The organism is Eubacterium sp. AF22-8LB, from assembly GCF_003458715.1.
In the GTDB taxonomy this organism is placed as follows: domain Bacteria; phylum Bacillota_I; class Bacilli_A; order Erysipelotrichales; family Erysipelotrichaceae; genus Holdemanella.
The window spans coordinates 52,882-67,286 of sequence record NZ_QRVI01000013.1; the positions used below are offsets into that span (position 1 = coordinate 52,882).

Genomic DNA, 14,405 nt, shown 5'->3' on the forward strand with positions numbered 1-14,405 from the left:
CGATTGGTTTTTTTGTTAGCTTGTTGTGCACACTATAGGAGGAAAAGTATGAAAGCACAAAAAGTTGGAAAAATGGCGATATTTTCAGTAGGAGCCGTATTATTTTCAGCACATGCTGGAGGAGGATTTGCCACAGGAAATCAGGCAAATACATATTATGTAGGTTTAGGATGGACTGGTATTGTGAGTGCCATAATAGCTATGTTGCTATTGATATTGACAATGCGAGAAGCCATGGTGATGTATAACCAGAGAAATTTAACAAGCGCAAAGGAATTGTTTGAAAACTTATATCATCCATTTGATAAGTTAGAAATCTTATTTGAGATTTTCTTTAATATCATGGTATTGATGGCTGTTGCAGCTGCTATTAGCGGTGCTGCAAGTGCTTTACAACAATATTTTGGATTTAATTATTATGCTTGTGTCGTTGCGGTTGGAATTGTTGTACTATGCTTAACAATTTTTGGAGCAAATGTTGTTCGTATGGCTAGTACATATATGGGGATGGCAATTTTAGTAACAGCAATTGTCATTTATGGTATGGGCATCATGAAAGGTCAAAATATTGGAGCAATTTTAACAGCTGATTTTACGACAAATGGTTTTATGAATATGCCAAAAGCTATCTTAAATGCATTTACTTATGCTGGTTTTCAATGTGTAACATTACCAACGATTGTAGCTTGTGGAGCTATTTTACCTGATCGTAAATCTTGTTCAACAGCAATGTGGATTTCATTTGTGATGAATGCAATCGCATTAGTATTAAGTGTATTGATGTTAATTTCTTGGAAGGGTGTTTATGGAGAAACAACTTTACCTACATTGACAAGTTTAAATGCGATGAATGCGAACTGGATGGTTGTTGTGTATGGAATTTGTTTATTACTTTGCTTAATTTCTACAGCCGTAACGACAACATTTGGTTTTGTAGCTCGCTTTGAAAATGTTCGTGTTTTAAAAAATGTTGAAAATCCAGTTAGGAAAAGAATTATTGTATCTGCATTTATTATTGTGGTATCAATGACGATTTCAATGGCCGGATTAACAAATATTATTAAATATGGATATGGTTATTGTGGATATTTAGCTATCGCAATTATTATCATTCCATTCTTAACAGTCGGTGTATACAAGAATTATCATACAGAAAGTGTTGAAGTAAAAGAAGGAGTCGAAGTTTATGAAAACAATTGAAATGTCTAATTATTCAGTCGGAGAAAGTTGTTACAACGAAATCCCTAGTGTATGCGAAAAATACAATGTTAAAAAGGTTGTATTGATTGGTGGTAAAAGAGCCTTGGCAGCTGCTGAGCCAAGAATTCGTGAAGCAATTCAAGGGACTGATATTATTATTACAGATTCAATTGTGTATGGTATTGAATGTACAATGACAAATGTACATAAATTGACTTCAAATCCAAACGTACAGGAAGCCGATGTTATCTTTGCGATTGGTGGAGGTAAAGCAATCGATACTTGTAAAACCGCATCAATTGAAATGGATGACAAGATGGTCTTCTCATTCCCAACAATTTGTTCAAATTGTTCAGCTGCAACAGCTATTGCCGTAGTATACGATGATAATGGAGCATTGGATCACTATTCATATCCTCATTGTCCTGCACACATCTTTATTAATCCAGATGTTATCGCAAAAGCACCAAGCGAATATTTCTGGGCAGGAATTGGAGATGCGTTGTCTAAACAATGTGAAGTTGAATTTGCGACGCAAGGAAAGACTTTAGATCATACAGCTACAATGGGCTTGGCATTAGCTAAAACTTGTACAGAACCATTGTTGAAATATGGTAAACAAGGTATGGAAGATTGTAAAAATGATACAAATTCAGCTGCAATCGAAGCCATTGCCTTAGATATTGTTGTATCGACTGGATATGTTTCAAACTTAACAAATCAACCAGAATATTATTATAATTCAAGCATTGCACATGCTTTCTATAATGGAAGCTGTTCAATTGCTCGTGATGGACACCATTTACATGGTGAAGTTGTATCCTTTGGTGTATTAGTATTGTATGCATATGCCAAAGATGAAGAAAATTTAATGAAAATGGCAAAATTCAATAAATCAATTGGCTTACCAGTGACTTTAGCTGATGTGGACTTGGATGAAAGCCATTTAGAAGCTTTGACTGAAGCAGCTACAAAAACAAATGAGTGGAAAAATGCACCTTTCCCATTTACAAAAGAAGAGTTTATTGCTGCTATCAAAAAAGCTGATGCAGTAGGTCAAAGCTTATAAGAGATCGAGAAATCGGTCTTTTTTTCTGTTTTAATGTTGTTTTCACATAGAAGGATTAGAATTAAGGTGTGTGTGAAATTTTGTGATTTAAAAGCCGATTTGATAGGTATGTTATAATTAGTGATGTAGGTGATAAAAATGTTACTGTTTTTTAAGAGTTTACCAAGACTTATTCGCAGCGCTAATAAAGATATGCATCGTCATTTCTCAATGACATTTTCTTCCATTGTATCCATTGGAATCGCATTGTTGATGGCTCTGTTTATATTTGTTATATATATGAATGTGGGTGGATTTACAGATCAGATTGAAAGTGAATTTATGATTCAAGTCTCTTTAAATCCAACGCTAGAAGATGAAGAAATGAGTGAATTATCAGATTCCATTTCATCTCTTGCTTCAGTAAAAAAAGTAACGTATTCAAGTAAAGAAGAAGAGCTAGATGCGTTGATTAAAGAAAATGGGGCTATGTTTAAACAATATAAAGGTGAAGACAAAAATCCTTTATATAATGTTCTAAATGTAGAACTAAAGAATAATTCAAAAATTTCGAGTGTAACCAAGAAAATTTCAAAAATGGATGGAGTAGTAGAAGCAACCTATGGTGGAAGTGCGATTAGTACGATGATTCGCTTGTTTAAAAATATTCGTATATGGGGAAGTGTATTTGTCGGATTGATGGTGTTCATCGCAATATTCTTGATTCGAAATACGATCAAAATGACAATTTTAGTTCGAAAGGACGAAATTGCGATTATGCGAACGGTAGGTGCTTATAACTGGTATATTTCTTTTCCATTTGTGCTAGAAGGAATTTTTATCGGCTTCTGGGGAGCGCTTGGACCGGTTTTGATTTGTGTATTTGGATATACAGGCTTATATCATATGATGAACGGTATGTTTTTCAGCGATATGATGAGCATGCTTAATCCATATCCGTTTATTTTATATACTGCGTTAGGTATTTTGCTGATGGGAATGATTGTAGGAATGCTTGGAAGTTATTTAGCTGTTAGAAAGTATTTGAGGTGGACACGATGAGAAAATATAAATTGGGTGCAGGGTTATTAAGTTTTGCACTTGCTAGCTCTTTGATTATGCCTGTTTCCGCTGAAGATTATTCAGATACAGAAGCCTGGTATGCTAAGTGTAGCCAGCCTCAAACTTCACAATCTGGTGTCAAGGCATGTCAGGGATTTCAAGAATATCAAAAAAATCGAAAGCAGAATCTTCAAAAAAATATTGAATCATATAATGCGAATATAGCTTCTTTACAGGATGATACTTCTAAAATGGAGAAGTTGGCTAAAGAACAAAAAGAATTGGTGTCTTCTTTACAAGCACAAATTAGTGAAAAAGAGGAATCGATTAAAATGATTGAAGCCAATATTAAGGAGCTTGAAGAAAAGATTCAGGCAAAACAAGCTGAAATTGATGCTTGGAACGAACAAATCGAAACTCGTATGAAGAACGAACAAACATCGATTGGAACCAACATGGTCATTGATTTGATTATGGGATCCGATAGCTTAAGCGATATGCTGCGTCGTATTTCAGGGGTAGAAAGAATTACTGAAGATGATCAGTCGCAAATTAAAAAGTTAAATGAGTTAAAACAACAGCTTGTTTTACAACAGAATGAACAAAAGCGTTTGGACGAAGCGGCTAAAACGCAAAAGGCAGAGTTAGAAACGCAGAAAAAGCAGGCAAGTGAATTAGAGGAATCCTATAATAAATTGGTAGAGGAATACCAAAAGCAGATTACTCAGCTTGAAGCACAGAAAAGATCGGCTCAAGTAGATATGGATAGTATTAAAGATTTTGTGATTTCGACAGACTATTCAGGAACGATTGAATCCGTTTCTGGATTTGTGTTCCCTGTACAAGGCGGACGTAAAAGTGCAGGTACATGGGCTTATCCAGGCGGAGGAATGCACTTAGGACTAGACTGGGCAGCTCCAATTGGAACAACTGTTGTTGCTCCAGCTAGCGGTGTGATTTTATATGCAGCTGCACCTGCTGGAAGTAATTCTGGATATTTAGGAAACTGGGTAGGACATCCACTTGGTGGAGGAAATACAATTGAAATGTTATGCAATGTCAATGGAACATTATATGCTGTTAGCTTTGCTCATTTATCGCAAACAATTTATGTGAGTGCTGGACAGAGTGTTTCACAAGGACAAACAATCGCATTGTCTGGTAATTCGGGGAATTCAAGTGGACCTCATACACATGTAGAAGTTTATAATCTAGGCTCAATGTCGGTCAATGATGCGATTGCACGTTTTCGTTCAGGCGCTGATTTTGCCTGGGGAACTGGGTGGTATGGAACAAGTACTTCTTGTGAAGCGGGTAAGGCAGCACCTTGCAGGGAAAGACCCGAAAAGTTCTTTGGTTAGGAGGACGTTATGATTGATTTAAAAGATGTTTCAAAAGCATATCCCAATGGAGTTCATGCTTTAAATCACGTCAATTTACATATTGATAAAGGTGAATTTGTCTATGTAATTGGAGCAACAGGTTCTGGTAAATCTACATTGATTAAAGTTTTGAATGGCGAAGAAGTTCCTGATGAAGGAACCGTTATTGTAGGTGGTGTCAATGTAGGTGGGTTAAAACATAGAAAGGTTCCCTACTATAGACGAAATATTGGCTGTGTTTTCCAAGATTATCGTTTATTACCTAAGCTTACTGTTTATGAAAATATTGCTTTTGCCTTAGAAGTTGTAGGAACGCCTCGTAAACAAATTCGTAAACGAGTTTTAGAAGTGTTAGATTTGGTAGACTTAAAAGAAAAGGCAAGAAGCTATCCAGATGAATTATCGGGTGGTCAGCAGCAGCGTGTTACGATTGGTCGTGCGATTGCCAATAAGCCAATGGTATTGATTGCGGATGAACCAACGGGAAATTTAGATCCTGAAAAGAGTTTGGAAATCATTTCTTTACTTGAGAAAATCAATAAGAAACTGGATACTACAATTATGATGGTTACACATGATAAGGTGTTAGTGGATCGATTTAAGAAACGTACAATTATGCTAGATAAAGGTTATGTGATTCATGATTCAAATAAAGGTGGGTACAAGAGTCTATGATAAAAGGGTTACGAACTTTTTTATATGAATTGAAGTATGCCTTTGTCGGCATGAAGCGCCATATCATGTTGTGCTTCTCAGCTATTAGTGCTATTGGAATAACTTTATTGTTGATTGGTTCTGTATTGATTATTGGCCTTCATGTGAATTACTTTTCAAATGATGTTCAAAAAGATTTAAGTATCCACGTTGTTCTAAATGAAGATATAGTTGATGAAGCTTCTATTGAAAAAGTAAAAGCCGATATATCCAAAATAAAGAATGTTTCCAAAGTGGAAGTGTCTGACAAAGATAATGAATTGGAATTGATGATCAAAGAAAAGGGTGAGGCCTTTAAAGCTTACAGAGGCGATGCGAATCCTTTATCGAATGCGTTCTTTGTCTATGTAAAGAATGCTTCTTCTATACGTAAAACAAGTGCCCAAATTAGAAAAATAGAAGGGGTATCTAGTACGGCATTTGGCGGAGATAGTGTAACATCTCTAGTTGAAATGTTGAATATGATTCAAAAAATAGGTCTTGGAATTGTGGCCTTATTGATTTTATTATCTTTATATTTGATTTATAACACAATCAAAACAACGATTGATTCAAGAAGTGATGAAATCATGATTATGCGTACTGTAGGAGCAACCAATGGATTTATCAGTAATCCTTTTATTGTAGAAGGAATATTTATAGGTTTGCTAGGGTCTGTTGTTCCATACTTGTTGGTGCATTTTGGTTATGAAAAGCTCTATGAAAGCTTGGATGGAAAGTTGTTTACTCCTATGTTTTCTTTGTTTAAACCAAGCGTAATTCGCTTTGAAGTTGGATTATCTATAATTTTTGCGGGTATTTTGATTGGTGGCTTTGCATCGTTGTTTGCGGCAAGAAAATATTTGAAGATGAAACGATAAAATTATTGCAGAATAAAGGATTGTTTCGTATACTTTCAGTATAGAATTATTGGGACGAATGATTCGTCCCATTTTGTTTTAGAAAAGGATGAGCTTATGAGTAAAAAGAGTCAAAAATTACTAATCATATTATTATGTGTAGCATGCTTTGGTGCAGGCGTAAGTGTACCTGTTATTTTAAATAAAACGACAGCAGCAGATGGGAAAGAAAAAGAAAAGTTTGATACCATTTATTCGATTCTAAATTCAGATTGGTATTATTCAAATAAAATCAAAAACTTAGATTCTAAGCTTATGGAACAAGCGATTGATGGTATGACAACCTTAGATAAAGATGCACATACAAACTATTTTGACTTAGAACAAGCAAAAGCCTTTTCAAGTAGTCTAGAAGGAAGTAATGTAGGATTGGGTATTTCCTTTTATTTAAATGAGAAGAATCATTTTGTAGTATCAAATGTATATGTGAATTCAACGGCTGATAAAAAAGGATTAAAACCAAATGATGAGATTGTATCATTGGATGATTTAGAATGTAGTAAAAATGATTCGGATATCATTATTAAATATATTAAGGCTCATGAAGGCAAGAGTATAAAGATAAAATATTTGCGTGAGGGTAAGGAATATACGACAAACTTGATTCCGGGCGTTTTTGATACAACTGTAATCTGTAATATATATGATGGTTATGGTGAAATTATTTTATCTAGCTTCTCAGAGAATAGTGGAAAAGATTTTTCAAAAGCAATGACTCGATTACAGGAATCCGGCATCAAAAAGCTAGTGTTGGATTTACGTAATAATGGCGGTGGATATTTGAATGCGGCATTAGAGATTTCAAGTTCTTTGATTCCTGAAAAATCAGTTGTGTTCAAGGAAAAAGATAAATCTGGTAAGTTCACAAAACAAATGACAAAGAATGAATTCAATCAGGTCAAGATGGATAAAATTGTTGTTCTACAAAATGAAAATACGGCAAGTGCATCTGAAGTTTTGATTGGTGCATTAAAAGATAATTTAGGTAAAAAGGTGACAACCGTTGGAACAACATCGTATGGTAAAGGAACGGAGCAGGTCACAGTGCCTTTTTCAGATGGAACAAGTTTTAAATATACAGTGGCCCAGTGGTATACACCAAATGGTACAAGCATCAACAAGAAGGGCTTTAAACCAGATGTTGAAGTAGAGTTACCTGAAGCAAAGACAACATCATATTATAAGTTCAATAAAAAAGATGTCATCAAAAAAGATAGTGTGGATACGAATGCCAAACCTCTACAAATATATTTGAAGTATTTAGGGTATAGTGTAGATCGAACAGATTCATATTTTTCAAATACAAGCTCAGAAGGCTTGGCTAATTTCCAACAGGAAAATGGTTTAGATGCAACGGGAGATTGTAATAAAAAAACATGGGATCTATTGGTTGAAAAAGTATTATTAAAGATGAATGAAACACCAAGTGATGATACGCAAAGACAAAGTGCAATTGAAGAGGTAGAAAAGTAGGTTTAAACCTACTTTTCTTGTGTATAATTAAGTAGAAGGATGTGAACTTATGAAAGATCAGTTTGAATTAGTATCCGAATATAAGCCAAGTGGAGATCAGCCAGAAGCTATCAAAGAATTGGTTTCTGGTTTAGAGGAAGATAAAAAGTTTCAAGTTTTACTTGGGGCTACTGGAACCGGAAAGACATTTACGATATCGAATGTGATTGCCCAAGTGAATCGGCCCACGTTAGTGTTTGCGCATAATAAAACGTTGGCAGGACAATTATATTCTGAATTTAAAGAATTTTTTCCACATAATCGTGTGGAGTATTTTGTGTCTTATTTTGACTATTATCAGCCAGAAGCGTATTTACCTAAAACCGATACATATATTGATAAAAATACGAAAACAAATGAAGAATTGGATATGCTTCGAATGGCAGCTGTAAATAGTGTGCTCGAACGAAGAGATACAATTATTGTGGCGAGTGTTGCCTCTATTTATGGAGCAAGTAATCCAGAACAATATCGCCATATGATTTTTACTTTAAGAACAGGTCAAATAATTGAACGCAATGAATTGATGCTTGCCTTAGTCCATCAACAATATAAGCGTAATGATACAGATCCATTAAGAGGAACTTTTAGAGTGCGTGGAGATGTGATTGAGATTACGCCAGGTCATACAGATCGTTATTTGATTCGTATTGAAATGTTTGATGATGAAGTTGAAAGAATATGTGAAGTAGATCCTGTAACAGGCCATGTCAATCAATCCTACCAGCTATATATTATTTATCCAGCTAATGGTTATGCCACGAGTATGGATATAATTAATCATGCGGCTGATACCATTCAGGAAGAGTTGGATGAAAGATTAGCTTATTTTGATGAACAAGGTAAACCTCTAGAAAAAGAGCGTTTGGAGCAAAGATGTCGTTATGATATTGAGGCACTAAGAGAATTTGGTGTATGTCCAGGCATTGAAAACTATTCAAGACATATTGATGGAAGAAAGCCAGGTGAAAGACCATACACATTATTTGATTATTTTCCAGATGATTTCTTGTTAGTGGTGGATGAAAGCCATGTATCCTTACCACAGATTCGAGGTATGTATAATGGAGACCGTGCTAGAAAACAAGTTCTGGTTGATTATGGCTTTAGATTACCAAGCGCCTTAGATAATCGTCCTTTGCGATTTAATGAATTTGAAGGTTTGATAAAAAATGCCATTTTTGTATCCGCAACACCAGGTGATTATGAACTGGATAAGACTCATGGTGAAATTGTAGAACAGATCATACGTCCAACGGGTCTTTTAGATCCGGAAGTGGAAGTACGTCCGATTGAAGGTCAGATTGATGATTTGGTGGACGAAATTAAAGAGCGAATTGAAAAACATGAAAGAACATTGATTACGACTCTGACTGTGCGTATGGCAGAGGATTTAACTTCGTATTTGAAGAATATGGATTTAAAGGTAGCTTGGCTTCACCATGAAGTTACAACAATCGAGCGTACAGAAATTATTCATGATTTGCGTCAAGGAAAATATGATGTTCTTGTGGGTATCAACTTATTAAGAGAAGGATTAGATATTCCGGAAGTCAGCTTGATTGCGATATTAGATGCCGATAAAGAAGGTTTCTTAAGATCACGTCGATCTTTAATTCAGATTATTGGGCGTGCTGCTCGTAATGCACAAGGTAAAGTTATTATGTATGCAGATAAGATTACCGAAAGTATGCAGGAAGCAATGGATGAAACCGCAAGGCGTAGAGCTATTCAGATGGAATATAATGAGAAGCATGGTATTGTACCAAAAACAATTATTAAGCCAATTCATGATGTGGTTCGTTCAAAAGAAACAAAGGAAATGGCAGCTAAATATTTAAAGAAGAAAAAGTTGCCGGTAAAACAGAAGGAAAAGATGATTAAAGAACTCGAGCAGGAAATGAAAGAGGCAGCTCGTACATTGGATTTCGAAAGAGCGGCTCAATTGCGAGATATTTTATTTGAAATGAAGGGTGAGAAATAACGTGATTCAAAGAAAGAATGGAATTGTTGTAGTAGGAGCAATTTTTGTGGATATAAAAGGGTTTCCGCAAAATACATATATTCCGGATGGCAGAAATGCGGGATATATTGAGTATATTCATGGTGGTGTAGCACGAAATGTTGTAGAAGATATTGCGAATTTAGGGTTAAATTCTACTTTTGTTGGTATTGTTGATAATATGGCATTAGGAAAAGATGTTAAACAACATTTGCGGAATCGAAATGTAAATACAGATTATATGAAATCTATTGAAAATGGCATGGGTACATGGCTAGCTGTTTTTGATCATAATGGTGAATTGGCTGGATCCGTATCTCAACGTCCTGATTTGATGCCTATTTATTCGATTTTAGAAGAATCTGGAGATACGATTATTGAAAACTGTGATTCTGTAGTGGCTGAAATAGATATGGATGAGAAAATCGTTGATAAGATTGTAGATTTATGTAGAAAATATAATAAAAAATTATTTGGTGTAGTCAGCAATATGAATATTGCGATTGAAAGAAAAGATCTTTTGAAGCAATTTGATTGTTTGATCTGTAATCAATTGGAATCGAGTATTCTTTTTTCAAGGGATTATGGTGAAATATCTGTAGAAGAATTAAGTTATACATTACTTGAAGAACTACAAAAAGCGGAATTTAACTCATTGATTGTGACGCTTGGAGAAGCGGGTTCTTTATATGTGAAAAACAATGGGGAATGTGGTTTTTGTCAAGCTCGTAAAATAGAAGTAAAAGATACAACAGGTGCAGGAGATGCATTTTGTGCTGGCGCAAGTGCAGGACTTACCTATGGCAAAAGTATGTTAGAGGCTATGGAGCTCGGTAGCTATTTAGCTAGTTGTGTAATAGCTTCACTTGAAAATGTATGTCCTTGTTTTATGCCAGAAGAATTTGACATTGTGAAAAAATAAACAAATGTATTGCACATGCCATTTCATTGTGCTATATTATTCACGAACATAAATTCAAAGAGTTCTTCGGGGCAGGGTGTAATTCCCTACCGGCGGTAAAAGTCCGCGACCCACGTAAGCGGCTGACTTGGTGCAATTCCAAGACCGACAGTATAGTCTGGATGGTAGAAGACGCAAAAGTATTTTTTGTATTTTTATAACCCCCAAGAATATTCTTTCTTGGGGGTTTCCTTTTGGAAGAGCTTTTTTGAATCAAAAGGAGGAGAATTATGAAAAAATGGAATGTTCAAACAATTGTATTAACTGCAATGCTTGCAGGACTTGCAGGAGCATTGATGTCATTGGAGTTTTCATTACCAATGATGCCACCATTCTACAAGATTGATTTTAGTGATGTACCTAGCGTCATCGCCTTGTTTAGTGTTGGACCTGTATCAGCTGCTTTAGTTGAAATTATTAAACTTATTGTAAAAGTAGTTACAGTAGGAACGAATACGGCTTATGTTGGTGAACTCGCAAATCTTTTAGGTGTTGCATTATTTGTATTACCAACTTGGTTTGTGTATAAAAAAATGCATAAGACAAGAAAAGCAGTCATTGTTTCATTGCTAGTTGGAATGGTTGTTCGAACTGCATTTGCATGCTTCTGTAATGCATGTATTACTTTGCCACTATATGCCAAGGCAATGGGCATGCCATTAGATTCTGTGGTACAAATGGTAGGTTCAGTGAATCCAAGCATTAAAGATTTAACTTCATTTATTGCACTTGCGACTATTCCGTTTAACTTGATTAAGATTGCGGCAAACTATCTTATCGGCTATTTCTTAATGGAACGTTTAGCATCTGTACGTCCAAGCTTCAAATTTATCTACGAGGCTAAATAAATATGATTCTAAAATATCAAGAATTAACACGATTTGAAATGGAACAAATAGATCGTGAGAATACGATTGTTCTTGTTCCATTAGGCGCTTTAGAACAACATGGAAACCAAGCCCCATTAGGAACGGATACATTAATTGCAGGGGCCATGTGTGATTATGTAAAAAAAGAATTAGAAAATGAAGATATTGATTTATTGTTGTTTCCTGTCATTCCGGTTGGATTGAGTACGGAACATAAAGATTTTTGCGGCTCTATTACCTTTAAGCCAATGACGTATTATCATATGTTGTATGATATTTGTGAAAGCTTAGCACGACATGGGTTTAAGAAAATTGTTTTACTTGTTTGCCATGGAGGTAATGCACCTGTCGCAAATTTGATTTCTAGAGAAGTAAGAAGTGATTTTAAAGTGTATCCTTTTGTTTTAAATTCGGGTGCCTTTGATCATCCGGATGTAAAGGCAACAATTTCAAAGGGAAATACTTTTGATTTTCATGGTGGTGAAATGGAAACATCTATGGTTATGGCAATAGATGAAGACTTGGTTAAATTAAAGACTAGTGAAAAAGGAATTCCTAAAAATACGGCAATGCAGACACATTTGTCATGGTTAGCTACAGATTGGGTCACAGAAAAGGGAAAACCGATTGGGATTGGTGGAGATCCAAGTGGTGCCACAAAGGAAAAGGGTAAAATCATTTTGAGTGTTAGCGCAAAGGAAATTGCTAAACAATTAATTGCGATTCGTGATTTTAAAGAATAAAAGCTGCTACAAATCAGTAACAGCTACTTATAGGATCTTACAGCATAAACATATTTAGAAGTAAGAATATATTGTTTGTTGATATACACAACTTGATTGTCTGGACTCGATACAGTCTGAGTAATTTCTAGTAAGGGAGTTCCAGACGGAATGTTTAATAACTTGGAAAATTCTTTATTAGCATAGCTGATTGTGAATTTATCCTCAAAATTAGACATAACTACATGTTTTTTTTGTATAATGATTTTCATTAATGAAGTATTTTCAATGTTCTCATTCAATAAGAATGAATAGTCATTGGAAAAGTAATCTATTTCGACGATACTTGGGACATCGTCTACATATCGAACTCGTTTAATTGTAACGAGTTCATTTTTTTCGCTTAAAATAGAATGTATTTGTTCATCAGCTTTTCTTTATCAATCGAAATGATATGTGTATATGGAGTTGCCTTCATCTGAAGACATGTTTCAGTAAAGCTTCCTCCACTAAAAAATCCTTCTGTATAAACAGCAGATTTTACGAAAGTACCCTTTCCATGTACACCATCATTAACGAGCTGTTGAATTGCATTTCTAACTGTAACACGACTGATTTCATATGTATTCACAAGCTGAGGTTCAGATGGCATCTTATCGCCAGGCTTGTATTGGAACATATTTTGGGATCTTATAATATCGGAGTGGAATTTCCACTCCTTTAATTGTAAAGGTTTACATTTGCTTAAATTGTTTTCAATCTTTATAATAATGAATATGATAAAAGTAGCGATTCTAGAATATGAAAAAGAGACAAAGGATATTGTGTTTCAGCTATCTAAACTTTTTGTGAACGAAGATTGGTGTTTTCGTCATTATTTAAAGGCAAGTGATCTTGCGAAAAGGATGAAAGAAGAAGAATATCAATTGTTTATATTTGATGAGATGTTTAAAAATGCTCGTATGGAAAGTGTATTCGTACATGATAATCCAAATGCGATTGTTATTTATGTTTGTGAAAATCCAATTAAGACGCGTGGTGACGATGAAAGAAGTCGTGTATTCTATATTTCTAAGGCGAATATTGCGAGTGATATTTCAGCCTATGATCAAATGATTCGTTCTCAATGTATTCAGGGCGATGTTTATGAATTTAATTATGATGGAGTTCATATGAATTTTGCCTATGAGGATATTTATTATTTGGAAAAGAATGAGAAAATGGTTTATTTTTATACAAAAAAAGGTGTTTTTCACAAGCGTGACAGTATGAATGCATTAGAAGATATATTTAAGGGATTTGGCTTTTTACGAGTTCATGTATCTTATATTGTAAATTCGAAGTATATAGTAGCTTGGTATAAAGATGAAGTGGAATTGACAAATAAAGTTTTGATTCCGGTTTCAAGAGGAAAAAAACGAAAAATATCGATGAAATAACCGGTTTTACCAGTATAAAGGCGAGTTTTACCACTTGCCTTTTCTTTTTAAATTTGTTGTATATAATGAAAGTGTAAAGAGAAGTAAGAGCAGAGAAAACTTCTCTTAAGACAAAAAGAGAGCGGTGAGAAGATGACAATAACATAGAGTTGGAATGGCAAGTTTCAACTATAAAAATTGAACCTATGGAGAGAAGGCTCCAAAAGTAAAGCTAGAGGAATTCTAGAAAAAACATTCAATGGAACTTAACAGGAAAAGGAAATAGGATTTAGATAAAGGGTTTTTATCGAGTGAATAATCACAAAAAGGATAGAGTACTTGAAATGTTAAGAATATCATCCAATCTAAGTCATGGAACTTAAGATACTCATATATGGTCATACTTGAGAAAATGCTTAAGGAAAATGAATAGAATAAAATAATAAGGATGATAAAAAATTGGATAAGGTAGAAAAGTTATCCGATTTCAAAAAGTGAATAAATAAATCAGAGCAGATGGAATGTCTGCTCTAATTTTTGTATAATGGTCGTGGTGATGTGCGCCAGTTCGGTGCCAAATATTTAGTTGGTGGGAATCCAGTCTGGTAAAACCTAG

The 14,405-nt window shown here is 34.7% G+C and carries 14 protein-coding genes and 1 riboswitch; of the genes, 12 read left to right on the forward strand and 2 right to left on the reverse strand.

From position 1 onward, the window contains the following. Positions 1-48 precede the first annotated feature (48 nt). The 11 genes from DWY01_RS06590 to DWY01_RS06640 all read left to right on the forward strand — a co-directional run bounded on the left by DWY01_RS06590 (position 49) and on the right by DWY01_RS06640 (position 12,392). The gene (locus DWY01_RS06590) at positions 49-1,200 is read left to right on the forward strand and encodes a hypothetical protein (protein WP_117995302.1); all 1,152 of its coding nucleotides are present in this window, start codon (positions 49-51) and stop codon (positions 1,198-1,200) included. Continuing rightward, entirely contained in the window at positions 1,187-2,269 is a 1,083-nt protein-coding gene (locus tag DWY01_RS06595) for an iron-containing alcohol dehydrogenase family protein (protein WP_117995305.1), read from the forward strand. Before DWY01_RS06590 ends, DWY01_RS06595 begins: the two co-directional genes overlap by 14 nt. Positions 2,270-2,407: 138 nt before the next feature. Beyond that, positions 2,408-3,310: a permease-like cell division protein FtsX gene (gene ftsX, locus DWY01_RS06600; RefSeq protein ID WP_117995310.1), complete on the forward strand. Its 903-nt coding sequence runs from the start codon at positions 2,408-2,410 to the stop codon at positions 3,308-3,310. Beyond that, positions 3,307-4,671, forward strand: a complete 1,365-nt coding sequence (locus DWY01_RS06605; RefSeq protein WP_117995314.1) for a murein hydrolase activator EnvC — start codon at positions 3,307-3,309, stop codon at positions 4,669-4,671. The genes ftsX (DWY01_RS06600) and DWY01_RS06605 overlap by 4 nt, the downstream gene beginning before the upstream one ends. 9 nt (positions 4,672-4,680) lie before the next feature. Further along, a complete protein-coding gene (gene ftsE / locus DWY01_RS06610; protein ID WP_117995318.1) occupies positions 4,681-5,367 on the forward strand; it encodes a cell division ATP-binding protein FtsE in 687 nt (228 codons plus the stop codon). Next, complete coding sequence (ftsX, locus tag DWY01_RS06615) at positions 5,364-6,266, forward strand: permease-like cell division protein FtsX (protein ID WP_199519905.1); 903 nt, start codon at positions 5,364-5,366, stop codon at positions 6,264-6,266. The genes ftsE and ftsX (DWY01_RS06615) overlap by 4 nt, the downstream gene beginning before the upstream one ends. Positions 6,267-6,362: 96 nt before the next feature. After that, positions 6,363-7,778, forward strand: a complete 1,416-nt coding sequence (locus DWY01_RS06620; RefSeq protein WP_117995323.1) for a S41 family peptidase — start codon at positions 6,363-6,365, stop codon at positions 7,776-7,778. 49 nt (positions 7,779-7,827) lie between these two features. After that, a complete protein-coding gene (gene uvrB / locus DWY01_RS06625) occupies positions 7,828-9,801 on the forward strand; it encodes an excinuclease ABC subunit UvrB (RefSeq protein WP_117995326.1) in 1,974 nt (657 codons plus the stop codon). A 1-nt stretch (position 9,802) separates the two neighbouring features. Then, positions 9,803-10,741, forward strand: coding sequence for a carbohydrate kinase family protein (locus tag DWY01_RS06630; protein ID WP_117995330.1), 939 nt, complete (start codon positions 9,803-9,805; stop codon positions 10,739-10,741). A gap of 58 nt (positions 10,742-10,799) precedes the next feature. Then, a riboswitch (FMN riboswitch) is annotated at positions 10,800-10,918 on the forward strand. Positions 10,919-11,010: 92 nt separating this feature from the next. Continuing rightward, a complete protein-coding gene (locus tag DWY01_RS06635; RefSeq protein ID WP_371412819.1) occupies positions 11,011-11,628 on the forward strand; it encodes an ECF transporter S component in 618 nt (205 codons plus the stop codon). 2 nt (positions 11,629-11,630) lie between these two features. Then, positions 11,631-12,392, forward strand: coding sequence for a creatininase family protein (locus DWY01_RS06640; protein WP_117995337.1), 762 nt, complete (start codon positions 11,631-11,633; stop codon positions 12,390-12,392). Positions 12,393-12,415: 23 nt separating this feature from the next. Here the strand turns inward: DWY01_RS06640 and DWY01_RS11990 are convergent, their stop codons facing one another. Together DWY01_RS11990 and DWY01_RS06650 are read right to left on the reverse strand one after the other, a co-directional pair. Next, positions 12,416-12,790 (reverse strand): UTRA domain-containing protein, encoded by a 375-nt coding sequence (locus DWY01_RS11990; protein WP_117995341.1) that lies wholly within the window; start codon positions 12,788-12,790, stop codon positions 12,416-12,418. Beyond that, positions 12,775-13,050, reverse strand: a complete 276-nt coding sequence (locus tag DWY01_RS06650; protein ID WP_117995345.1) for a GntR family transcriptional regulator — start codon at positions 13,048-13,050, stop codon at positions 12,775-12,777. Before DWY01_RS06650 ends, DWY01_RS11990 begins: the two co-directional genes overlap by 16 nt. 97 nt (positions 13,051-13,147) lie before the next feature. On the opposite strand from DWY01_RS06650, the gene DWY01_RS06655 reads away from it, so the two are divergent. Then, a complete protein-coding gene (locus DWY01_RS06655) occupies positions 13,148-13,810 on the forward strand; it encodes a LytTR family DNA-binding domain-containing protein (RefSeq protein ID WP_117995359.1) in 663 nt (220 codons plus the stop codon). Positions 13,811-14,405: the final 595 nt, after the last annotated feature.